Source organism: Methylobacterium brachythecii (assembly GCF_014196345.1).
Lineage (GTDB): Bacteria > Pseudomonadota > Alphaproteobacteria > Rhizobiales > Beijerinckiaceae > Methylobacterium > Methylobacterium brachythecii.
In genome coordinates this window covers 619,354-643,342 of sequence record NZ_JACIDN010000001.1, presented here as the reverse complement: position 1 = coordinate 643,342, position 23,989 = coordinate 619,354, and the positions used below count along the sequence as shown (strand labels likewise).

General features: G+C 67.7%; 17 protein-coding genes. 11 read left to right on the top strand and 6 right to left on the bottom strand.

What is annotated here, in order from left to right:
• Nucleotides 1-35 precede the first annotated feature (35 nt).
• On the top strand, nt 36-3,146 hold the full coding sequence (gene addB / locus GGR33_RS03135; RefSeq protein WP_183501897.1) for a double-strand break repair protein AddB: 3,111 nt from the start codon (nt 36-38) through the stop codon (nt 3,144-3,146).
• Here the strand turns inward: addB and murJ are convergent, their stop codons facing one another.
• Both murJ and GGR33_RS03125 read right to left on the bottom strand, forming a co-directional pair.
• Nucleotides 3,147-4,676, bottom strand: a complete 1,530-nt coding sequence (murJ, locus tag GGR33_RS03130; protein ID WP_183501896.1) for a murein biosynthesis integral membrane protein MurJ — start codon at nt 4,674-4,676, stop codon at nt 3,147-3,149.
• 174 nt (nt 4,677-4,850) lie between these two features.
• The gene (locus GGR33_RS03125; RefSeq protein ID WP_183501895.1) at nt 4,851-5,447 is read right to left on the bottom strand and encodes a superoxide dismutase; all 597 of its coding nucleotides are present in this window, start codon (nt 5,445-5,447) and stop codon (nt 4,851-4,853) included.
• A 265-nt stretch (nt 5,448-5,712) separates the two neighbouring features.
• On the opposite strand from GGR33_RS03125, the gene GGR33_RS03120 reads away from it, so the two are divergent.
• Nucleotides 5,713-6,657: a hypothetical protein gene (locus GGR33_RS03120; protein ID WP_183501894.1), complete on the top strand. Its 945-nt coding sequence runs from the start codon at nt 5,713-5,715 to the stop codon at nt 6,655-6,657.
• Nucleotides 6,658-6,690: 33 nt separating this feature from the next.
• Here GGR33_RS03120 and GGR33_RS03115 read toward each other — a convergent pair whose 3' ends face one another.
• The 3 genes from GGR33_RS03115 to GGR33_RS03105 all read right to left on the bottom strand — a co-directional run bounded on the left by GGR33_RS03115 (nt 6,691) and on the right by GGR33_RS03105 (nt 10,979).
• On the bottom strand, nt 6,691-8,451 hold the full coding sequence (locus GGR33_RS03115) for a sensor histidine kinase (RefSeq protein WP_183501893.1): 1,761 nt from the start codon (nt 8,449-8,451) through the stop codon (nt 6,691-6,693).
• Between the two features lie 233 nt (nt 8,452-8,684).
• The gene (locus GGR33_RS03110) at nt 8,685-10,163 is read right to left on the bottom strand and encodes a M48 family metalloprotease (protein ID WP_183501892.1); all 1,479 of its coding nucleotides are present in this window, start codon (nt 10,161-10,163) and stop codon (nt 8,685-8,687) included.
• 6 nt (nt 10,164-10,169) lie between these two features.
• Nucleotides 10,170-10,979: a DNA-binding protein gene (locus GGR33_RS03105; RefSeq protein ID WP_284211702.1), complete on the bottom strand. Its 810-nt coding sequence runs from the start codon at nt 10,977-10,979 to the stop codon at nt 10,170-10,172.
• Between the two features lie 662 nt (nt 10,980-11,641).
• Here GGR33_RS03105 and GGR33_RS03100 point away from each other — a divergent pair.
• From GGR33_RS03100 to GGR33_RS03060, 9 genes are all read left to right on the top strand, one after another.
• Nucleotides 11,642-12,052 (top strand): helix-turn-helix domain-containing protein, encoded by a 411-nt coding sequence (locus tag GGR33_RS03100; protein ID WP_183501891.1) that lies wholly within the window; start codon nt 11,642-11,644, stop codon nt 12,050-12,052.
• Nucleotides 12,053-12,191: 139 nt separating this feature from the next.
• The gene (metK, locus tag GGR33_RS03095) at nt 12,192-13,376 is read left to right on the top strand and encodes a methionine adenosyltransferase (RefSeq protein WP_183501890.1); all 1,185 of its coding nucleotides are present in this window, start codon (nt 12,192-12,194) and stop codon (nt 13,374-13,376) included.
• Between the two features lie 357 nt (nt 13,377-13,733).
• Complete coding sequence (gene trmB / locus GGR33_RS03090) at nt 13,734-14,438, top strand: tRNA (guanine(46)-N(7))-methyltransferase TrmB (RefSeq protein WP_183502177.1); 705 nt, start codon at nt 13,734-13,736, stop codon at nt 14,436-14,438.
• A gap of 534 nt (nt 14,439-14,972) precedes the next feature.
• Complete coding sequence (locus GGR33_RS03085) at nt 14,973-15,419, top strand: hypothetical protein (RefSeq protein WP_183501889.1); 447 nt, start codon at nt 14,973-14,975, stop codon at nt 15,417-15,419.
• A gap of 300 nt (nt 15,420-15,719) precedes the next feature.
• Nucleotides 15,720-16,526 (top strand): alpha/beta fold hydrolase, encoded by an 807-nt coding sequence (locus tag GGR33_RS03080; RefSeq protein WP_246412743.1) that lies wholly within the window; start codon nt 15,720-15,722, stop codon nt 16,524-16,526.
• Nucleotides 16,465-18,516: an ATP-binding protein gene (locus tag GGR33_RS03075; protein WP_306484377.1), complete on the top strand. Its 2,052-nt coding sequence runs from the start codon at nt 16,465-16,467 to the stop codon at nt 18,514-18,516. Before GGR33_RS03080 ends, GGR33_RS03075 begins: the two co-directional genes overlap by 62 nt.
• A gap of 530 nt (nt 18,517-19,046) precedes the next feature.
• Entirely contained in the window at nt 19,047-19,352 is a 306-nt protein-coding gene (locus tag GGR33_RS03070; protein ID WP_183501887.1) for a hypothetical protein, read from the top strand.
• A 19-nt stretch (nt 19,353-19,371) separates the two neighbouring features.
• Entirely contained in the window at nt 19,372-21,120 is a 1,749-nt protein-coding gene (locus tag GGR33_RS03065; RefSeq protein WP_183501886.1) for a methyl-accepting chemotaxis protein, read from the top strand.
• A gap of 196 nt (nt 21,121-21,316) precedes the next feature.
• A complete protein-coding gene (locus GGR33_RS03060; protein ID WP_183501884.1) occupies nt 21,317-22,018 on the top strand; it encodes a L,D-transpeptidase in 702 nt (233 codons plus the stop codon).
• 184 nt (nt 22,019-22,202) lie between these two features.
• Here the strand turns inward: GGR33_RS03060 and GGR33_RS03055 are convergent, their stop codons facing one another.
• A complete protein-coding gene (locus tag GGR33_RS03055; protein ID WP_183501882.1) occupies nt 22,203-23,966 on the bottom strand; it encodes an ABC transporter ATP-binding protein in 1,764 nt (587 codons plus the stop codon).
• Nucleotides 23,967-23,989 lie beyond the last annotated feature (23 nt).

Below are 23,989 nucleotides of genomic sequence, written 5' to 3'. Positions count from 1 at the left end.
TTTCGGCCCGCAGCCGATGCTAGAAGGCGCGAGCCATGCCCGCGTCCCACATCTTCACGATCCCACCCGGCGTCCCGTTCCTGCCGACACTGGCCGACGCGCTGGTCTCCGGGCGGCTCGTGGGCGATGTCGGCAGCGATCCCTTCGCGCTGGGTGCGGTCACCCTCTACCTACCGACGCGGCGCGCCGTGCCGGCCCTGTCGGCGATCCTCTCGGAGAGGCTCGGGCACGCGGCTTTGCTGCCGCGGATGATCCCGCTCGGCGAGGCCGACGAAGCGGAGCTCGACCTCGCGGCGAGCCCGCAGCTCGAGACCGCCGCGCAGGCGCTGAATCCGGCGATGCCGCCGCTGGAGCGCCGGCTGACCCTCTCACGGCTGGTGCAGGGCTGGTCGAACGCAATCGACCGAAACCTGCTGCCGATCAGCGACGACGTGCCCTTCCTGGTGCCCTCGTCCCCGGCCGACTCCCTCAGCCTCGCAGCGGATCTGGAACGCCTGATGGATGCCCTCACCGTCGAGGGCCTGCCCTGGAAGGAGATCGGCGCGGCGGTGGAAGCCGAGCACTCGCGCTATTTTGGACTGACCCTCGACTTCCTGAAGATCGCCGCCGAGCATTGGCCCGGCATCCTCGCCGAGCGCGGCTTGAGCGACCCCGTCGCCCGCTCGCGGCTGATGGTGCTGGCCGAAGCCGAACGGCTGCGTCGGGAAACGCCATCCGACCCGGTGATCGTCGCCGGCTCGACGGGCTCGGTCCCGGCCACCGCCAAGCTCATCGCAGCGATCGCCGCCCTGCCCCGCGGCGCCGTGGTGCTGCCCGGCCTCGATCAGGGCCTCGACGCGGAGGGTTGGGACGCGATCGAGACGGACGAGGAGATCGCGCACGGCCATCCGCAAGCCATCCTGCACCGGCTGCTCGGGCCGGGCTGTCTCGCCGTCGACCGCCCGGATGTCGTCCCCCTCGGCGTGCCGTCGCCCGCCGCGGAGGCGCGGCAGGCTGTGTTGTCCCAGGCGCTGCGTCCGGCCGAGACCACCGACGCCTGGGCGGAGATCGACACCGACGCGCGGGTCGCGATCGCGAGCAGAGGCCTCGACGGCATCGCCGTGGTCGAGACCCTGGACGAGCGCGAGGAAGCCCTGGTGATCGCGCTGGCGATGCGCGAGACGCTGGAGACGCCCGATGCCACGGCGGCCCTCGTCACGCCGGACCGGATGCTGGCGATGCGCGTCTCGGCGGAGCTCGCCCGTTGGGGCATCGCGGCAGAGGATTCCGCCGGCGCGAGCCTCGCGCGCGCGCCGGCCGGCCGCTTCGCCCGGCTCGCCGCCGAGCTCGCCGTGGCCGTGGAACCGGCGCGAGTCATCGCTTTGCTGTCGCATCCCTTCACCCGCCTCGGGCTGACGCGAAGCGAGGTGGTGCGCGGTACGGCCGCCCTGGAGATTGGGGTGCTGCGCGGGCCGGCGCCGCGCCCGGGATTCGATGGGCTTCGAGAGGCGGCACGCAAGGCGCGATCGAGCACCGGCCGCGTGCCGCGGGCGCGACGCCGCCTGAAACCCATCGACTGGGATCTGGCCGAGATGCTCATCGAGCGTCTCGACGCGGCTTTTGCGGGATTTGCCGATGCCTGCGAGGGCATCTGCAACCTCGTCGGCGTAGCGGAGCATCACCGCGCGACTTGCGAGCGTCTGATGGACGCCCCGGCCGACGACCCCGCCGGAGCGCCCGGCGATCAGTCGCTCGATGTGCTCGACAGCCTGTTCGACGATCTCGGTTTCGCCACCACCGAGGAATTGGCCGGAGAGCTGCGCGACTATCCGGCCTTCTTCGCCGCCCTCGCCCAGGATCGCACGATCGTCGCGATGCCGGCGGCTGTGCATCCGCGGCTGCGCATCCTCGGCCTGCTCGAGGCGCGGCTCTTGAGCGTCGACCGCATCATCCTCGGCGGCCTCGACGAAGGCGTCTGGCCGATGCGGACCAAGACCGACGCCTTTCTCAATCGGCCGATGCGGATTCGAGTCGGGTTGAACCCGCCGGAGCGGCGCATCGGCCAGAGCGCGCACGACTTCGTGCAGGCGCTCGGCTGCCACGACGCCGTGGTCACCCGCGCCGCCAAACGCGAGGGCACGCCGACGGTACCCTCCCGCTTTCTGCAGCGGCTGCGCGCATTTTCCGGCGAGGAGGCCTGGCAGGTATCGATCGCGGCCGGCCAGCGCCTGCGCGGTTATGCCGTCGCCATCGACAGCAGCGGTGATGCTCGCACACCGCGTTTAGCCCGGCCAGCACCGAAGCCGGACCCGGCTTTGTTTCCGCGCAGTCTCAGCGTGACGCGCATCGAGCGGCTGGTGCGCGACCCCTATTCGATCTTTGCGGAATACGTGCTCGGCCTCGAAGCCCTCGACGATCTCGCCGTGCCGCCCGGTGCCAGCGAGCGCGGCACGCTGGTTCACGACGTCATGGCGAAATTCGTCGGGCTCTATCCCGACGCCATCGACGATCCGGACCGGGCCAAGGCGGATCTCGACCGGCTAGCCGAGGACGAGTTCGCCTGGGTGAAGCGGGACTATCCCGAACTCTTCGCCGAGTGGTTTCCGCGCTTCCAGCGCATGGCCGCGGCCTTCCTGACCTGGGAGCGCGCGCGCCGGCCCGAGCTGGCGCAGATCCGCCCGGAAATCGGGGGCAAGTGGACGATCCCGCTGGGCCAGGAAAGCTTCGCCCTGACCGGGCGTGCCGACCGCATCGAGGCACGGCAGGATGGCACCCACTGCATCGTCGACTTCAAGACCGGCGCGCCGCCGAGCAACAAGACGGTCTTTGCCGGCTTCTCGCCGCAGCTCACGCTGGAAGCCGCGATGCTGATGCACGGCGCCTTCGACGGGATGAAGGCCACGACCACGCCGGACCTGCTCTACGTCCACGCCTCGGGCGGGCGCGAGCCGTTCCGGCCCGTGCCGGTGAAGCCGCCGCAGGGGGAGGCGCGCACGGTGGACGGCATCGTCGACGAACATGTTGCCCGGCTGCGCGGTCTGATCGCGCGCTTCATGACGGGCGAGGCAGCCTACGTCTCGCGGCCCTACCCGCAATATGCCCGCGCCTACAACGAGTACGACCACCTCGCCCGCGTGCTGGAATGGTCGCTGGCCGGCGAAGAATGATCAGGCCCGCTTGAGCCGCAGCCCGAACGCGGCGAGAACGGCGACCAGGGTGCCTGCGTAGGCGACCGCCCCGGCAACGCCGAGCACCGAGAGCACCGCGATCTCGCGCAGATGCGGCAGCGGCGGCACGATCTGCTCAGCGAAGGGCAGCCCGTAGACCGCGAGCAATGACAGCACCACGCAGGCGATCGCCACGCCGAGCACCGTTACTCCGAGCGTCCGGCCCGGCGCCGTCCAACCGCGCCGCATGGCCAGACCGTAGAGCAGGATCAGGTTGATCCACTGGCCGACTGCGGTGGCCAGGGCGAGGCCCGTCACGCCGTAGGGGCCGGTGAGGACGATCTTCAGCAGCACGTTGACCGCGATGCCCGTGAGCGAGGCGACGAGCGGCGTCACCGTGTCCTGGCGCGCGTAGAAGCTCGCCACGGCGCTTCGCACCAGGACGACGGCCGGCAGCGAGATCCCGTAGGCCGCCAGCACCGAAGCCGCGCGGGCCGCGTCCTCCGCGGAAAAGGCGCCCCGCTGGAAAAGCGCGGCCATGATCAGCCCGGGCAGCGTCAGGAAGGCCACCATGAAGGGGGCCGACAGTGCCAATGAGAACCCGGCGGCCCGGTTCTGCGCGGCATGGGCTCCGGCGGCGTCCCCTGCCGCGAGCCTCCGGCTCATCTCGGGGAGCAGCACGGTGCCGGCCGCGATGGCGATGACACCGAAGGGGAGCTGGTAGAGCCGGTCGGCATAGTAGAGCGCCGAGACCGCACCCACTGGCAGGAAGCTCGCTATGATCGTGTCGGCGAAGGAGGCGATCTGGAAACCGGCCGAGCCGATCACCGCCGGGCCGAGCACCTTGAAGAAGCGGCGCATGTCGGGGTCGCGAAGCGTCGGACGCGTCGTGTTCGGTGCGTAGCCGCCACGGCGGCAGGCCCACCAGACCAGGGCGAATTGCAGCACGCCGGAGACCGTGACGCCCCAGGCGGCGGCGTAGCCCGCGTTCGGAAACAGGCCGACCAGCGCCAAAGCCGCCAGCATCGCCAGATTCAGCAGCACCGGCGCCCCCGCCGCCACCGCGAACTTGCGATGGGCGTTCAGCACGCCGGAGAACAGCGTCACCAGCGTCATGAACAGCAGGTAGGGGAAGGTGATCCGCGTCAGCGAGACCGCGAGATCGAAGCGCTGGGGGTCCTGCGAAAAGCCCGGCGCGAGCGCCTTCACCACCCAGGGCATCGCCGGCCAGGCGAGGGCGAGCAGCACGATCTGCACGACGAGCATCAGCGTGAAGACGCGGTCGGCGAAGCGTTTGGCCGCCCCGGCCTCTCCCGCCTCCTCCAGGCGCGCATAAGCCGGCACGAAGGCGGTGTTGAAGGCGCCTTCGCCGAAGATCGCACGGAAATGGTTCGGCAGGCGGAAGGCGACGACGAAGGCGTCGGCGATGGGGCCGGCGCCCATGATCGCCGCCATCACCACGTCACGGGCAAATCCCGTCACCCGCGAGACCAGCGTCCAGCCGCCGACGGAGAGGATCGAGCGGATCATCGTCTTTCTTCGACCCGGATCAGAAGGGGGGGATCCGGCGGCAGGTCTAGGCGCGGCGTGGCAGCACAAGCAAGCGGCCAGAGCAGCGCGCCACGGTATCGGAAACGAAAGAAGCCGCCCCCAAACAGGGACGGCTTCGATCGCACATCGCCGAAACGGCGATACTAAGCCGGCTTATTTCGCTTCGCCGTAGAGCTTCTCGACGTATTCCCAGTTGATCATGTTCTCGACGAAGGCCTTGAGGTAGTCGGGACGGCGGTTGCGGTAGTCGATGTAGTAGGAGTGCTCCCAGACATCGACGCCGAGGATCGGCTTGGCGCCATGCACCAGCGGGTTCTCGCCGTTCGGGGTCTTCATGATGGCGAGCTTGCCGTCCTTCACCGCGACCCAGGCCCAGCCGGAGCCGAACTGGCCGATGCCGGCCTGGACGAAGTCGGCCTTGAACTTCTCGTAGCCGCCGAGATCCTCGTCGATCTTCTTGGCGAGCGCAGCCGGGGGCTGACCACCGCCGTTGGGCTTCAGCCAGTTCCAGAAATGGAGGTGGTTGAAGTGCTGCGCGGCGTTGTTGAAGAGCGGCTGGTTCGAGCCGTGCGAGGCCTTGACGATCTCCTCGATGCTCTTGCCCTCGAGCTCGCTGCCTTCGAGCAGCTTGTTGGCCGTGTCGACATAGGTCTTGTGGTGCTTGTCGTGGTGAAACTCGAGGGTTTCCTTCGACATGTACGGGCCGAGCGCGTCGTAGGCGTAGGGAAGCTCTGGCAAGGTCAGGGTCATCTGGTCACTCCGTGTCGGTTGAGCCCCGGGGCGCAGGTCGGTCTTGGCGCACGCTGAGTGCGTGTGGCCTCTCGGGACGACCGGCCTGTAGGTAAGTCACGTCGCCGCCTCGGCAACGCCGCAATGTCGCATGATCGTCCTGCGTCGATCGTGCGGCTGTGCGCAAGCCCGCCGCGTCCGGTCACTCAATTTTGAAAAAGCACCTCAGAGCTTTATCCTCGCCGCAACACCCGCAGCCCTCGCTGCGGCCGTACATGAGTATCCCATGATCGTCGCGCTGTTTGCGCTCAGCCTCGTCATGATCCTCGGCGGCATCGCCGCGGTGACGCAGGGCTTCCCCTACGTCCGCCTCGAGAGTGGGCAGGTCCTGGTGATGGGTGGTGCCACGGCGGCGTCCGCAGGCGCGGTGCTGCTCGGCATCGCCATGGCGCTCATCGAGGTGAGGCGGCTCATCTCGCGGCTCGGCCAGCGCCACGGCGGCGACGTCGTGTCCGAACCAGCTCTCACCGCGACGGCCGTCCCGTTGCACGCGCCCGCCATCGAGGAGGCCGCGCCCGTCTCGATCGGGCCGGCCGCTGCCACGGCCGGCGCGGCCGCTGCCACGGCCGGCGCGGCCGGCCTCGCCGGAGTTGCGCTCGGAGCCGCGCGTGACATGTTCAGCCGGGACCGTCGCCCATCCCTCGATCCGACGCCGGCCCGCTCCCTCGAAGCCGAGCCGACGCTGCCGTTGCCGGACCTGCCCCCGCCGGCCGTGCCCGGCCCGGTGCCGCCGCCCGCGCCTGGCGAGCCGATCTTGCAGGATGAGGACCTGTTCGCCTGGCCCGACGACCAGGTCGGGCATGGTCCGCGCGCCGCCCCCGACATGCCGATCGAGGAACAAGCCGCCGTGGCCGCTCCAGAGCCCGACCCGGCTCAGGAAGAGTTCGCGCTGCGGCCAGCCCTCGAAGACCCGGCCCCAGAGAACAAAGCCGCCGCCGTGGATGTCGCCCCGGTTGCCGAGGAGCCATCGGCCACGGAGACTGAGCCGCAGAAACCCGAGGAGTTGCAGGTCGTCGGAACCTACTCGTCCGGCGCCAACACCTACGTCATGTTCGCCAACGGAACGATCCAGGCCGACACGCCGCGCGGAAAATTCACCTTCCAGTCGCTCGACGAGTTGAAGGCCTTCGTGGATTCCGGCGGAGAGACGGCCGCTCGCGGCGCGGCCTGATGCTTGCGCGCACTAGTTAGGCGGCAAACCACGTCAGACCAGCGGGTTGAGCGCCGCGTTTCGGCCGGGCAGCGGCGCCTGCATGATCAGACGGAACCCATCCGCGGCGTACTCGCTGTGCACTTGAGCCTGGACCTGCGTGGTCAGGACCCGCTGCAGCAACCTTGAGCCGAACCCCTGGCGCGACGGCGCGGTGACCGGCGGTCCGTCGCTCTCACGCCAGGCCAGATGCAGGATGCCGGCCTCGCCGCCCGGTAGGATCGACCAGCTCACGCTGATCCGGCCCTGACGCGTCGAGAGCGCGCCGTATTTCGCCGCGTTGGTGGTGAGTTCGTGGATCGCCATTCCGATCGGCACGGCGATGTCCGAGGGCAGGTCGACCTCCGGCCCATCGAGGGAGACGCGGGATTCAAGGCCGCCCTCCACACCGGTTCCGAGATACGGCGTCAGCTCATTGGACAGCAGGCCATGCAGGCTCGCCGTCTGCCAAGTGTCCTCGGTGAGCACCGAATGCGTGTGCGACAGCGATTTGATGCGGCCGACAAAGGCCTCGTAGAAGCTGTCGATGCTCGTCGCCGTGCGGGCTGTCGAGCCGACGATCGCCTGCACCGTGGCCAGCGTGTTCTTCACTCGGTGGTGCAGTTCGCGGATCAGCAGGCTCTGGCGCTCCTGCGCCTGACGACGGTCGGTGACGTCAGCGACCACCCCGATCAGCCGCGTCGGCAATTGCTCCGGAGCGTCACGCTCGAAACGGCCCGCCATCTCGATGCTGCGCCAGGCACCGGTTTCGAAATGCCTGATCCGGCCGGAGACCTGGAGGATGCCGTCCTTGCGCAGCGCCTTCATGATCTCCCGGCGCACCGTCGTGCGATCCTCGGGGTGGACGATCCTATTGAGGAACTCACCCTTTCCGAGGCCACCCTCTTCCCGCCGGCGCCCGAAGATCTCGAACATGCGTTCGTTCTCCCAGATCGCCGCATCGTCGAGTAGGTGCCACTCGAAGATGCCGAGCTCGGCCAGGGAGGTGGCGACGCGCAGGCGCTGTTCATGCTCTCGCAACAGCCGCTGCGCCTCGATGCGCTGCGTGACGTTACAGACGATGCCGACCATGCCGCTGAGCGCCCCGTCGGCGCCGTAGATCGGCTGGCCGCGCACGCCGATGGCGATCTCCTCGCCGTCGCCGCCACGGACAAAGCGGCTCTCGAACTCCCAAGACTCGCGACGAGCCAGCGCCGCGGTCACGACCTGCTCGATGCGCTGATAGTTCCGCGAGGAGAAGCCCGCCTGCATCGTGGCCCAACGCGCGGAGCGGCCGGCCGGATGGCCGAGGATCTCGCCGGCGCGGCGCGAGAGCGAGACTTGGCCGCGCGCCGCCTCCCAGCGCCACTCGCCGAGGCCGGCGGCGATGACGGCGTCGCGGTTCTGCTCGGCACGGACGAGTTCGTCGGCGTCGACCGGCTCGACCACGGCGACGAGGTCAGGCTCCCCCCCTGCCTGCGCCGCCGGAGTGATCGTCAAGCGAAGGTCGATGCCCTCGCCATCGGCCCTGCGCCAGCGCCGGATGCCGGGCGCGAGCACAGGCGTGCGGTCGATGAGCAGCTTCGCGACGGGCGCGCCGAAGAGGCAGCCGGGCGTGTAGCCGAGCAAGCGGCAGAGAAAAGGGTTGGCGTCGCGCAGAGTCCGGCCGTCCGCGGCGATCAGCGCGAGGCCGACGGACGCCGCCGAGAAGACCGCTTCATGCAGGCCGGGAGCGGGCGGAGCCGCCCGGTCGTCGTCCTCGCCTCTGTCGTCCAAGACGCAACCTCGTTCAGCGGGCTCGCAGCCGTGCTGTCGGGCGGAAATGGGTCGCTCGTCGGCCCTGTCCAGCGGAGCGGGCGCACCATGGACTCCGCGAGGTGCAACGGCAAGGCTTGCGAGGAAGCGGTCCGGCTCGGATTCCGAGGGCTGTTTCGCAGTCTCGGAACACGGGCTTGGAGCGGCTCTCGCGGCAACCGCCCGGCTTTGGTCTCGCCCGGCCGATCCGCGCCTTATTCCTCGATCAGCTTGTAGCCCTGACCCGGTTTCAGAACGGCTCCGCGCTCCAGCCCGTTGAGGGCGAGAAAGCGATCGAGCGCGCGATCGGGCACGACCATGCGGGCGGCGAGCTGCTCGGTGGTGTCGCCCGACGATGCCGTGACGATGCGCAGGTGCAACGGCTTCAGCGAGCGCGCCTCGTCCGGATCGACGCCCGACAGGCTGTCGACCCAGCGCCGGAAGGCGGCATCGGGGTCCGCTGAACCCTTGGCGGCCATGATCATGCGAAACGTGCCCTCGCCGACGCGAATCGCTGCGAGGCGGAAGGTCCAATCCTTGCCCTTCGAGACAGCGAACACCGCCGGGCGGCCGCCGACGATCCGGTTCTCGATGGACGCGGCATCGATCCCGTCGTTCCAGGTCGCCTTGAGCACGTCATCGAGGCTGCGGCCAGTGCTGCTCTCGACTTGATCGAACAGGATGCGACGACTGCCGTCACGGGTGGTGCCGAGCACCGCGTTACGCGTGTTCTCGACGGCGATACCGTCTGGGATCTCGAAAGCTATGCCGAGGCTCGGATGCAGGAAGCGGTTGCCGCGCACCATGCCATCGCCCGGATTGTCGCCGTAAGCGATGCCGTCGATCGCCGCGAGGAACCGCGCCCGCTCGTCGACGCCGAGCCCTGGTGCGCCGATACGCCGTGCAGCGCGGGTGACCAGGTTGATGCGCTCAGCGGTGCCCGGATGGGTCGCGAGCATGTCCGGCTCGGCGCCCGATCCGGTGCCGTTCTTCATCGCGGTGGTGCGGTTGAGCGCGTTGAGGAAGCGGGCAGCGCCGAAGGGATCGAAACCGGCCCCGGCCAGCGTCTTCACGCCGGCCGCATCCGCCTCGAGTTCCTGGTCGCGCGAGAACCGCGCCAAGGTGACCTTCGACTGGCTTTCCATCTGCGCGCCGGTGGCCGGGTCGTTCAGAACGTCGGCGACGACGCGGCTGACGAGTTGCGAGCGGAGCGCCATCTCGGTGCGCGCCGTGGCATGGCGCAGGGTGACGTGAGCGATCTCGTGGGCGAGCACGGCCGCCACCTCGGAGGTGTCCGAGGCCAGCGCAACGAGGCCGCGGGTGACGTAGAGCCGGCCGCTCGGCAGCGCGAAGGCGTTGACCACGGGCGAATCGAGCAGAGTGACCGCGTAGGCCTCGTCCGGCCGTTCGCTGGCACGCACCAAGCGGTCGGTGACCTCGGTCAGGAGGCGGAGCGTGGCGGGGGCACGGTACTCGCCGCCGAAGGAGGCGACGAGCTTGGCGTGATCCGCCTCGTCGGCCATGCGCCGTCCGGTGGTCCGCGGTGCCTGGGCCGGCACGGCGATCGTGGCCGGCGCGAGGATCGTGCCGGTCTGCTCGCCGGCGCATCCCGCGAGCGCGGCGGCAAGTCCGCCGAGCGCGATCAGGCGCCGTGCGAATTTCGCCCGCAATCTATGCTGCAGTGCCCCAACCATTACCAGTCAGCGCGTCAGCGCCCGCTCCCCTTCCAGCACCTCGATCATGTCCGCGCTTGCGATCTCGAGGATCGGCCCTCGCCGAACCTCCAGTCTGCCGCGAACACGCACGAGGCGCCCCCTCAGCGTAGCGGCAGTCAAACCACGCTCCCGCATGATCCGCCAAGTGCGTTTCGTCACGGTTACGGTCAAGCCTTCCGCCGAACGCCTCACGAAGTCGAGGTACGTGCGCTCGGCTCGCTCGCCGACACTCACGATCCGGCCCTCGACGACGACGAAGCGGGCCGCCTGGGTCGCCAGTGCCGATCCGTCGCGGGCGTCGAGGACAGGCTCGCGCCAGACCCCACGCCGCGCGAGCCGCGGCTGGCCTTCCGGCGCGATCAGGTCGATCCGGCAGAAAAGGTCGCTCTCGCCGGCATCGGCGTGGGCAAGGCCGGCCACGACGAGGCCGGTGGCGAGATCGCTCGGTTCGTCCGTCTCTGAGGCGGGCTCGGCGACGGCGTCGATGCGCGCGCGCCCCCAGCGGTCGGTCTCGCCGCGCTGACTGATAGCCAGCCCCCTGCCGCGGAAGCCGGCGAGATGGGCGGCGGCCTGAGCCGCTTCCGGCTCGGTCTCGGGCCAGTGGATCCCGTCGAGGATCGCCCGCGTGCCGGAAGCCAGAACCAGCTCTCCGCGAGGACCCACGGCGTCAATGCGATCCTCGCGCAAGATGGAGGCCTGGCAGGTTTCCGGCGCGATGCGCGGCGCGGCCGCAGCCGGCAGGATGGCGAGCGCAAAACCCAGGCAGCCGACGGCTGGGACGAACGATCGTGACACGGATGGACGACCCGATATCGGCGCTGCGGAAATGGGCCCGCTGCGTGAGCATGAGGCGCATCATCACGATCATCTGCGGCGGTTCTTCGACGGCGCCGATGTACTTCCCGCAGCGGTTGCTTCCGCAGCCGATGGGGCGGCGTGTCTTGGAGCCGGCGGATACGTTCCGCGCGCGGCCAGTTGGCGCTGCCCCGCCGCGATGCTATGGCAACCTCGGTTGTCTCCGTAGCTCAGCTGGACAGAGCACAGGTTTCCTAGACACAAATTGGGCGCCGCGAAGGGAAACCACGCGGCGGATCCGCTCAAATTCGGGGAAAGCTCACAGCGCCCGCGAGGGCGCCTGCCGATCCCGAGCCAAGCCTGCGATCACCGCAGGAAGGTGTAGAGACTAGACGGGCGGCACCTAAAGGCTTCGTTCCGAGGCCTACGGTGAAGGGATAGTCCAGACCACGAACACCCGAGGGACAGCCCCAGGGTGGCGGTGAAAACCGAAGTGGTATGAAACCTGGGGTCGCAGGTTCGAGCCCTGCCGGGGACGCCAACCATTCTTTCTTAACGCAGAATTAGTTGTCTTTTTATCTTTTGTTATGTTTTAGAGCTTGTGCGGTGCCGGGATCCTTCCGAATGATCCGGCAGAGGGACAGGGCTGCGCAGGACACGAGATGGCGGGGCAAAAAACCGACGAGCGAGATATCTATCTCGGCCAACGCATGGCGGAAGAGCGAAAACGTCGCCAGCTGACGCAGCGGAAGGTCGCTCAAAGCTTCGGCATGTCCGCGGCGCAGCTCCAGAAATACGAGAAGGGCATTAACCGGGTCAGCGCGGTGCATCTCGAGATCCTGAGCCGGATGACCGGGGTACCGCTGTCGGAGTTCTTCACAGAAATTCCGCATCTCGACGATGTGCCCGATCGTGGCTTCGCCGACGCGGAGCAGCGGACCTTTTCATCGGACGACCGCTGGGCGGGACTCGCCGCCGTGGTCGTCAAGCACGTATCCGACCACTTCGACGAGCCCCAGAGGCGCAACTTGGGCCTCGTGATCGATGCGCTCTCACGCCAGCTGAACCGCTGATACCTATTCTGACGTCGTTCGGTATAGCGGACGATTTCGCCAGATCGGGTTGACCGTTTTTTTTGGGGGTGCGAGAAGCTTGGGCTTCTGGGTCAAGCGCCGCGGTATTGGCGGGCGTGCCCGTCATCGGGGGTGCTTCATGCCTCGTTCCGACTTCCTGTTCACCAGCGAATCCGTCTCCGAAGGCCACCCCGACAAGGTGAGCGACCGGATCTCGGACGTCGTGGTCGACGCCTATCTCGCGGCGATGCCCGAGGCCCGTCTCGGCGTCGAGACCCTGACCACCACGAACCGAGTGATCATCGCCGGCGAGGTCCGCGGCCCCGATTCCGTGACCTTCAAGGACCTGGAGGAGCTCTCCCGCGAGGCCGTGAAGGACATCGGCTACGAGCAGGACGGCTTCCACTGGAAGAACAACGACGTCCAGATCTACCTGCACGCCCAGTCCGCCGACATCGCCCAGGGCGTCGACGCGGCCGGCAACAAGGACGAGGGCGCGGGCGCGGGCGACCAGGGCATCATGTTCGGCTACGCCTCGGACGAGACCCCCTCGCTGATGCCGGCGCCGATCTACTACGCCCACAAGATCCTCAAGGACCTCGCCGACGCGCGTAAGGCCAAGCAGGGCGACGCCGCCAAGCTGGGCCCCGACGCCAAGAGCCAGGTCACGGTGCGCTACGCCAACGGCCGCCCGGTCGAGGCCACGCAGATCGTGCTCTCCACCCAGCACCTCGACGAGTCCCTCGACTCGGCCGACGTGCGCGCCATCGTCGAGCCCTATATCCGCGCGGCCCTGCCGAAGGACTGGATCACCGAGGGCACCGTCTGGCACGTGAACCCCACCGGCAAGTTCGTGATCGGCGGCCCCGACGGCGATGCCGGCCTCACCGGCCGCAAGATCATCGTCGACACCTATGGCGGCGCAGCGCCCCATGGCGGCGGCGCCTTCTCCGGCAAGGACCCGACCAAGGTCGACCGCTCGGCGGCCTACGCGGCCCGCTACCTCGCCAAGAACGTCGTCGCGGCCGGTCTCGCCAGCAAGGCGACGATCCAGCTCTCCTACGCGATCGGCGTCTCCAAGCCGCTCTCGATCTATGTCGACCTGCACGGCACCGGCAACGTCGACGAGGCGAAGCTGGAGGCGGTCCTGAACGACGCCATCGACCTGTCGCCCCGCGGCATCCGCACGGCGCTCCAGCTCAACAAGCCGATCTACGCCCGCACCGCCGCCTACGGCCATTTCGGCCGCGAGCCCGATGCCGATGGCGGCTTCTCCTGGGAGAAGACGGATCTGGCCGACAAGCTGAAGTCCGCGCTGAGCTGAGACCCGCTCGGGTCCGACCCCGCTCCGTCATCGCGAGCTGAGCCAAGCCATCCAGGGCCGCACCCGCACAACCGGGTGACGGCCCTGGATCGTTTCGGCTCCGCCCCGCAATGACGACGGGGCACGAGAACAGCACCACTCCAACCCCACCCACCTCATCCTGAGGTGCGAAGCGCAGCGAAGCCTCGAAGGAGACCTCCAGCGAGCACCGCGCCATCTGGAGCCCTCCTTCGAGGCTCCCGCTTCGCGTCCGCACCTCAGGATGAGGGCACGGGTTGGAAGCCAGCCCAAAATCGCCCTTGTCCCGTCCCCTGCTCTGCGCGACACGGGCCTCCCGTCCAGTACGAGACCAGTCCCATTCTCCCCGATCCGTCAGATCGCGCCTTCTTCGGCCGCCGCAAGGGCAAGCGCCTTCGCCCGGCGCAGGAGGATCGCCTCGCCTCCCTCCTCCCGCGCTTGCGCGTCACGCCCCCCGAGGACGGCAGCCGCCTCGACCCCGCAACCCTCTTCCCCACCCCCGTCGACGAGGTCTGGGTCGAGATCGGCTTCGGCGGCGGCGAGCATCTCGCGGACAACGCTGCGAAAAACCCGCGCGTGGGCATCATCGGCTGCGAGCCCTTCGTGAACGGCGTGGTGAAGCTGCTGCGCGAGGTCGACGAGCGCGGCCTCACCAACGTGCGCATCCGCGACGAGGACGCCACCGCGCTCCTCGCGGCCGTGCCCGATGCGAGCGTGGCCCGCCTCTACCTGCTCTATCCCGATCCCTGGCCGAAGCGCCGCCAGCGCAAGCGCCGCTTCGTCTCGGATGCCTCGCTCGCCGAGATCGCCCGCGTGCTGAAGCCCGGCGGCCTCTTCCGCTTCGCCTCCGACATCGACGACTATGCCGGCTGGACCCTGGTGCGCGCCGCCCGCTGCCCCGCCTTGCGCTGGGCGGCCGAGCGCGCCGAGGACTGGCGAAAACCCTTCCCGGGCTGGCCCGGCACCCGCTACGAGGCCAAGGCCATCGCCGCGGGCCGCCGCCCGAGCTACCTCACTTTCATCCGCGAGCCGAACCCGGCCTGATCATGTTCCGGGCGATGACGCGCGCCAGCATGCGCCGCATGCCGCCTGTCATGGCGAGGCCCGGCCGACGCCATTCAGGGCCACCGGGCAGGTGACGCAGGTGCTCGCGCTGGGTGGCTTCGCAACGCTCGCCATCCTGGCCGACCATCGGCAAACCGAACGCAACCGCGCCGAAACGCGTCTCATCGACGGGATTTGGGACGCCCGTCCCACCCGTCCCGGCCCGTCCCACGCCGGCCCGCACTCCGCAGACGATTCTCGCACCGTTCGCCCAAACAAACGTAGCCGCAACGATTCCGCCCGAGCCCGGCCCACTGCGCTCTCTCACCAACCCCCCTCATCCTGAGGTGCGGAGCGAAGGGGAGCCTCGAAGGAGGGCTCCAGAACCCACTACGATCCCTAGAACCCTCCTTCGAGGCTGCGCTGCGCTCCGAACCTCAGGATGAGGTTGTGGGTGGGAAGCCCCACTCCCAAAATCTTGACACCCAGCCCATACTATGACATAATTCCTATATGTTGGGAAGCGTGCTCAGATTGTCGACGGCACTCCAGGACCCGCCGGGCGAGCAGCCGAAGCGGTCACGGAGCAAGCCGCATGATCCAGCCTCCCTCGCCGAGGTACGGCGGCTGATCGAGACGAGCGCCCTCTCCTACCGGGCCATCGCGCGGATCACCGGCGTGCCGCGCACGACCATCTCGCGCCACGTGCTGGATGGCGGCTGGATCAGGCCGCAGGGCGGTGATGTCCCGCCGCTCAGCGCGGAGGCCGAGCGCCGGGCGCGGCGCGGTCTCCTGGCGGAGCGGGTTTTGCGCGCGGCCGAGGACCTGGTCCGCCGGGTCGAGCTGGACCCTTCCGCAACTCCCGCCGCCTTCACCCGTGCCGTCCGCATCCTCGCGCTGGTGCAGCGTCTCGATCGGCCAGGGATGCCGCGCTCGCGGGTGTCGCGGCCGCGTAGGGTGCGCGTAAGCGTGGGGAAATGACAGCAGGATGAGCCCCAACCCGCTACAGCCTCTTCATCAACTCCAAAGTGGCCGTGCAGCTAGACATGCGGATGGCGCAGATGGGTGGATTTCCGCTGGGCTGCTTTCGGAGCGCGATAGTAGACAAGCGGACATTCGCTGAATGGCCAGCGCTGGCTGCGGGATGATCGCGAACCGGTTCCGAAAACGACAGGTGGCCCCCTGCACACCTGAAGACTGCCGCGTCAGCAGGGCCAGCGGGTTATGTGAGCGCTGCGCGCCGATGCATGCTAGACCGCTCGGCTTCCAAGGAGTGCGGGCTTGTCCGTCGTTCAGCGGCACAACGTGAGGCAGGCCGGCGCCGGCGCGACCGCCATGGTCTTCGCGCACGGTTTCGGCTGCGACCAGAACATGTGGCGTTTCGTGGCTCCAGCCTTCGAAGATGAGTACCGCACGATCTTGTTCGACCATATCGGGGCTGGCGGATCGGACCTGTCCGCCTACGACGCCGCCAAGTACGCCTCCCTGGACGGCTATGCCGACGACGTTGTCGCGCTGTGCCGCGGCCTGTCGGTGGCCGGCGGCGTGTTCGTCGGCCATTCCGTCAGCGCCATGATCGGCGTCCTCGCCGCGAAGAAGGCCCCGGAGCTGTTCGAGAGCCTTGTCCTGGTATGCCCCTCGCCGCGCTATCTCGACGACGACGGCTACGTCGGCGGCTTCACCCGCCCACAGGTCGAGGAACTGCTCGAGTTTCTCGACACGAACCACATGGGGTGGTCCCAGGCGATGGCGCCGGCGATCATGGGCAACGCCGACCGCCCCGACCTCGGCGAGGAGCTGACCAACAGCTTCTGCCGCACCGACCCGGACATCGCGAAGCGCTTCGCACGCGCGACCTTCCTAGCGGACAACCGCGCCGACCTTGCGGGCGTGGAGGCCCGCTGCCTCGTCATCCAGAGCTCCGAGGACGTGATCGCACCACAGGAAGTAGGCGCCTATGTTCACCGACATCTGGCGAACAGCGAGCTCGTGCTGCTTGACGCGACGGGCCATTGCCCGAACCTGAGTGCGCCTGCTGAGACCATCGCGGCCATCCAGGCTTTCCTTCAAGGCCCGAGCCGTGGATGAGACATCAGCCACTCTTCCGGTGCCGGACGTGGACGACCTGGAGGACCTGTTCGAGAATGCGCCCTGCGGCTACGCCTCCGCCCTGGCGAACGGACGAATCTCCAAGGTCAACCACACGCTCTCGACCTGGCTGGGTCACCCGGCGGGAGAACTCGTCGGACGCCGCTTCCTCGACCTCCTGAACATCGCCGGCAAGGTCTATTACGAGACCCATTTCGCGCCGATGCTGCGGATGCAAGGCTTCTTCGACGAGGTCGCCCTCGATCTCGTGCGCGCTGACGGCACGACGCTGCCGGTCCTCGTCAACGCCGTCGTGCGCAAGAACGAGGCGGGCGGCGTGCGCTTCATCCGGATCACCGTCTTCAACGCCTCGGACCGCCGGCGCTACGAGCGGGAGATGTTGGAGGCGCGCCGCGTCGCGGAGCGGGCCACGGTCGCGCTGCGGGAACTCAACCAGACCCTCGAAGCTCGGGTCGCCCACCGTGCGCGCGCCCTCGACCGGGCCTGGCGGCTCTCGCCGGATCTCCTGGCCATCGCCAACGCGCAGGGGACGCTGCTCGCGGTGAACGCGGCCTGGACGGACCTGCTCGGCTGGGAGGCCTCCGACCTCGTCGGGCAGGGCTTTGCCGGGTTCACCCACCCGGACGACCTGGAGCCGACGCGGGCCGCCCTCGGCCGCATCATGACGACACCCCTCGCCGAACCTTACGAGTTCCGCCTCAGGCACATCGACGGGACCTATCGCCGGTTCGCTTGGACCGGCGCGTTCGAGGACGGCCAGATCTACGCGACCGGACGACACACGACGGTCGAGCATGAGCAGGCCGTCGCACTGGTCCGGGCCGAGGAGGCATTGCGCCAGTCGCAGAAGCTGGAAGCGGTCGGGCAATTGACCGGCGGCGTGGCGCACGACTTCAACAACCTCCTCACCATCATCCGCTCGTCGGTCGACTTCCTGCGCCGGCCGGACCTGCCCGAGGACCGCCGGGCCCGCTACATGGATGCGGTCTCCGACACGGTCGACCGGGCCGCGAAGCTCACCGGCCAGCTCCTCGCCTTTGCGCGACGTCAGGCCCTGAAGCCGGAGGTGTTCAATGTCGGGGAAAAGCTCCGCGGCGTCGCCGACATGCTCGACACGGTCACGGGCGCACGCATTAGCGTCGTGACTGAAATCCCAGAAGAGCCCTGCCTCGTGATGGCTGACGTAAGCCAGTTCGAGACTGCCCTGGTCAACATGGCAGTGAATGCCCGTGACGCCATGGACGGTGAGGGCGTGCTGACACTCCGCCTCGATCGCACCGGCAACTTGCCTCCCATTCGGGGGCACGCCGCCGCAAGCGGTCGGTTCGCATCCATTGCTTTGACCGACACCGGAAGTGGGATCGCGCCGGAACAGATCGCCCGTATCTTCGAGCCGTTCTTCACCACGAAGGAGATCGGCAAGGGAACCGGGCTCGGTCTCAGCCAGGTTTTCGGCTTTGCCAAACAATCGGGCGGCGATGTCGAGGTCGAGAGCGAGCCTGGCCGGGGCACAACCTTCACGCTCTACCTACCGAAGATCGATGCGGGGGCGTCTGAGCTTCCGGCAACCGCACGCAACGAAGAAGGCTTCTCGGCCGGAAATGGCCAGTGCGTGCTCATCGTCGAGGACAACGTCGAGGTCGGCAAGTTCGCGACCCAGATTCTGGAAGACATTGGCTACAGGACAACCTGGGCAGCCAATGCCGAGGAGGCGCTGGAGAAGCTCGGCGCCGATGGAGCCGGCTTCGACGTCGTGTTCTCCGACGTGGTCATGCCCGGCATGGGCGGCATCGAGCTAGCCAAGACCTTGCAGCGACGGATGCCGGACCTGCCCGTCCTGTTGGCATCGGGCTACAGCCATGTGTTGGCTCAGGACGGGTTGCACGGCTTCGAGCTGTTGCACAAGCCTTACTCGGCCGATCAGCTCGGGCGCATCCTCGGCAAAGTCGCGCCACAGCCGCGGGACTAAGAAACTGTCCGTGCCGGTTGGATGAAGGAAATGATCGCAACGCTGCCGGAACGGCGGCGGGGCGAACGACCGCTTACCGGCATGGTGGGGCCGTGAACAACGACTGGATTGGGTCGGTAGCGACATGGCTGCATAGGGTGGTTGGGCGATGGTCTGCCAACAGATAGCAGGAGACAGAAAAGCGGACTCATGGGCCTTCACCCTCGCGCCCTGCTTTTTACAATTGGGACGAGGTCTCTCACCCTAACGCCGCACGGATCGCCGCCTCAGTCCCGGCCTTGGCGGGACGGCCGCCGAGGCCGGCTGCTCGGGGACCGACGCCCTTCTGCTCGCCCTGGCGCAGCAGACGAAGGTGGTGGTGCTGCCGGCTTAGGGGCAGGCACGCGCACGATGCAACTTCCAATTTCACTCTACGCCGATTTGAAATCTCACATTTATAGATACTTGCTTTTTGTCAGTATTTCTTCATTTACCGTTTGATAACCTATAATAATCAATAAAATAGACGCCATTTTAACGTTCGACGCCCGATGCGCCTCGCTGTTCTCAATTGTTCTGCAGTCTTGATGTTCGGCCTCGCGCCGACCGCGTTTGCTTTGACACCCAAATCCGGAGAGCCCGTCCTCGCCGTCTCTGTGTGGCCGGCCGAGCCGATCATCAGATCCATCGCGGCATCGGATGCGCGGATCCTCTGGCTGTCTCCGGGCGGTCAGGTCGCAATCGTTCAATCGTCCGAGACGAAGGACCTGGCGGCAGCGCTTTATCGAAATGGCGCCTCCATCGTGCTCGCGGCTGACCTTTTCAGCGCATGCCTGCCGACCCGAACACCCCGCTGACGAACGGACCGAGCGCTCCATGACCCAAACTGCCAGCCTCGACTCCCTCCGTCGCTCTTTCCTGCCATTCATGATCGGTCTGCTGGCGGTATTGACCGTCATCGTCGTTGTCGTTGCCTGGTGGGCGAGCGCCCAGCCGGTGCTCCTCACGATAACCGCGATGATGATGAGCGCGGTCGTGGCCCTTTCGGCGGCGGCGACCGGGGCCTCGACGGCAACGCGGCATCTGTCCGCCTCCGCAATGATGGGGCTGGTCGGCCTGCTCGTGTTCTCCGCTTCGGGGACACATCTTCACATCGATCTGCACATGATCTTCTTTGCTGCCCTGGCGGTCGTCGCCGGCTGGTGCTGCTGGTCCTCGATCCTGGTTGCGACAGGCGTCGTTGCCATCCACCACCTCGGGCTGAACGTGGTTTATCCGGCGGCGGTCTTTCCGGACGGCGCCGACTTCATGCGCGTCATGCTGCATGCGGTCGTTCTGGTCATCGAGGCTGGCGCGCTGGCTCTCGCGGCCGTCCAGCTGACCAAAGCCTTCTCGGCAACCGAGGCTGCCGCGCGGCAGGCTGCCAACAGCGCCGCAGCGGAGCGGCAGACGGAGATGGTGGCCCGCCAGACACGCGGACTCGAGCATTATCGCCAACAATCGCTCGGCGAGGTCGTCGCTGACTTCCGCACTGCCCTGATCGCGATCGAACGCCAGGTCGATCAGGAAACGACGAGCATGCAACACACCGCGCTTGCTCTGAGCAGGGTGGCGGACGAAGCGAGGCTTCATGCGGGTCGAGCCGAGGTCACGGCATCCAAAACCGCGCAAAACGTCGTCTCCGCATCGGCCGGAGCCGAGGAATTGACCGTGTCGATCAACGAGATCGCCGGTCAGTCCGGACAGGCCCGCAGCCTGATCGAACGGATGAACCAGATCGCGATCTCGACCGGCCAGGATGTTCGGCATCTGGCTGGACTGGCCGAGCAAATCGAAGCCGTCATCGGACTCATCAAATCGATTGCCGACCAGACGAACCTTCTCGCCCTCAATGCGACGATCGAAGCGGCGCGAGCGGGTGCAGCCGGTCGCGGATTCGCTGTCGTTGCCGCCGAAGTGAAGGCTCTCTCGAACCAGACGATGAAGGCGGCCGATGAGATCGTCGGACAGATCGCGGCGATCCAGGTCTCGACAAGTCGAACGGTGGCCTCGGTGGAGGCCATCGAACTGGCAACGCAAGAGGTTGCCAGCCTGACCTATTCGATTGCGGCGTCAGTCGAGCAGCAGAACAGCGCGACGGGGGAGATATCGCGGACGATCTCTCGCGTTGCCGAGGGCAGCTCGGTGGCTCACGAAGTCGCCGCGACGGTTTCCCAGGCAACGAGCGATACGCAACGCTATTCCGAGACGGCTCTGCGCGCGTCGGAAGCACTGAAGTCCGTTGCGAGCGATTTGGCTCAATCCATCGCCGGGTTCAACGACCGTGTCTCGGTCCCGGCCAAGGAGCGGCGCAACGCGATGCGTGTCGAGATCAACGAGGCCGCATCGCTCCTGGTCGAAGGACACGACCACCCCGTCACCCTCATCGAGATCTCGGAGACGGGCGCGCGCATCGGCAGGTTGCCTCCTCTGTCTCAAGGGCGAACGGTCGAATTGAGACTCGGGGACGGCCAACGCATTGCGGGCACGATCGTCTGGATCGCGGATGGCGAGGCGGGCATCCAGCTCCAGTCGCGCTTGCAACACCCCGCGCTTTCCAGCGTCACCGCAAGCCTCGCGGCATAGCTGCCGCGCGGGCGGGCCGAAGGTCTGGATAACCCGAGGCGCGCTCTCCCCTGCCTCACGGATGCCGCACAGTCGGTGCCATACGGCGACGGCGGAGGTTGCAGGGCGCGCTGTGCATCGGACATGTCAGCTTGGCCTTACGCGCGCGGGAGCGCGGGCTCACGCGACGGGCGCCGGAAGGGAGATCCCCAGGGTCATGATGTGGGATAATCGGAACGCTGGGATCGGCGAGAGCGATGCGTCCGGGCTCCGGCGCGCGCTATTGAACCGCCGGGCCTTCCTCGGCGGCACGGCCGCCGGTTTCGGGGCGCTCGGGCTCGCCGGCTGCTCGGGCACCGATGCCCTGCTGCTCGCCGAGGCGCGGCAGAATTACGGGCCGATGCCGGACGAGAAATTTGCGATCCCGGCCGTCGATATCAGCAAGGTCGATCCGAAATACTATCGGCGGGTCGTCCAGTACGAGTCGAAGGAGGCGCCCGGCACGATCATCATCGATCCGGGCAAGTTCTACGTCTACCGCATCGAGGGCGACGGCACGGCCACGCGCTACGGCGCCAATGTCGGCCGGGACGGGTTCTTGTGGCACGGTGACGCCTATGTCGGCCGCAAGTCCGAATGGGCGACCTGGACGCCGCCGAAGGAGATGATCAAGCGCCAGCCCGAGGCCGCCAAATATGCCCGCGGCATGCCGGGCGGGCTCGACAATCCGCTCGGTGCCCGCACGCTGCATCTCTATCAGAACGGCGCCTATACGCTCTACACGATCTACGCGAGCAGCGAGCCGGACACGATCGGCAGCGGCATCACCAGCGGCTGCGTCGGCCTGCTGAGCCAGGACATGATCCACCTCTATTCCCGCACGCCGGTGAAGACGAAGGTGGTGGTGCTGCCGGCCTAGAGCGGGCGCCTCACGGCGGGTCCCGCCCAGTGAGGCGACGAACGCGCCGTCATGGCGAGCGTGAGCGAAGCAATCCAGGGCCGACACTCCGACGTCGCGGGTTCGATCTGGATTGCTTCGCTGCGCTCGCAATGACGGGTGAGGAGTTGGCGCGAGGCGCCTGAGCCCGACGCTGGACAGGATGTCAGGCCGCCGCCAGCACCGACATCGATTCCTTTTTGAGCAGCTCGCGGTAGAAGCCCTCCTTGTGGGTGAGCATCTCGGGCGAGCCGTCCTGGCTGATGCCGCCGTTCTCGAGGACGACGATCCGGTCGAAATCGCGGAGCGTCGAGAGCCGGTGGGCGATGGCAATGACCGTGCGGCCCTTCATCAGGTTGGCGAGCGCCGCGCGGATCGCCGACTCGGACTCGGAATCGAGCGCCGAGGTGGCCTCGTCGAGGAGCAGGATCGGCGAATCCTTGAGGATCGCGCGGGCGATGGCGATGCGCTGGCGCTGGCCGCCCGACAGCTTCACGCCGCGGTCGCCGACGATGGTGTCGTAGCCCTCAGGGAGCGCCTCGATGAAGTCGGTGCAATGGGCGGCCGCGGCGGCCCGGCGCACGTCCTCGTCGCTGGCGTCCGGCCGGCCGTAGCGGATGTTTTCGAGCAGCGAGCGGTGGAACATCGAGACGTCCTGCGGGACGACGGTGATCGCCTCGCGCAGGGATTCCTGCGTGACCAGGGTGATGTCGTGGCCGTTGATCTCGATCTTGCCGCCCTGCACCTCGTAGAAGCGCTGGATCAGCGAGAACAGCGTCGACTTGCCACCGCCCGACTTGCCGACGAGGCCGACGCTCTGGCCCGCCGGGATGTTCAGGTTGAAATCCGAGAAGACGGTGCGGCCGTCGGGGTACTTGAAGGCGAGGTGGTCGAAATTCATCTCGACGCCGGTCTCGCCCTTCAGCGGCACGGCCTCGGGATGGTCGACGAGATCGTGCGGCTGCAGGAGCGTGTGCAGGGCTTCTGACAGGCGGGCGGTGTGCTGCGTGGCATCGACCAGGGCCACGGCGAGGTCGCGGGTGGCGGCGAGAATGCGGATGCCGAGCGTCGTGACGAGCACGACCTGGCCGTTCGTCGCGTTGCCCGCCTCCCACATCTTGATGACCCAGTAGAGCAGGCCGAGGATCGAGACGACGGTGAGGAAGGCGTGCGTGATGCGCAGCTTTTCCAGGTAGAGCAGCGACGAGCGGCGCGAGCGCATCTCGGTGCCGATGGTACCCTCGAAGCGCACCTGCTCGCGGCGGAAGGCCGAGAAGGCGCGCACCAGATTCATGTTGCCGACGAGGTCGACCATCTCGCCGTCGACCGAGGCAGCCTTGGCGGCGAAGTCGTGGTGCAGCGGCTTGCCGGCCGAGGCCATCTTGAACATCAGCACGACGACGGCGGCGAAGATGCCGGCGAGTACGGCGGCCATCGTGAGGTTCACGGTGCCGATATAGACAATGGACAAGAAGGCCGCGATGCAGGGCGGCATCACGTTGAAGGTCGCCATGTTCTCGACGGTGAAGATCGCGTTCGAGGTGGCAGTGATGCGCGAGGCCAGCGTGCCCGGCTGACGGTCGGCGAAGAAGGAGGGCGAGTGCCCTGTCAGGTGCCGGAACAGGTCACGGCGGATGTCGCCGGTCACGCCGACGAAGGTGAAGGCGCCGACGAGTGCCGCGACGCGCCAGAGCATGTTGTCGGCGGCGATGAAGGCAATCAGGATCGCCAAGGCTGGCCAGACCATGCCGCTGCTCGGGCCCTTGCTCAGGGAGTCGACGACGCCCTTCAGCGCCCAGTCGGTGGAGACCGAAAAGCTCACCGCGCCGAGCACCGAGACCAGGATCACCAGGTGCGGCAGCATGCGGCGCTTGAGGTAGCGTCCGACGAAGGCAAACGGTCGGTCCGCGTACGGGGTGAGTTCTTCCATCGCGATCGCAAATCCCGATTCGA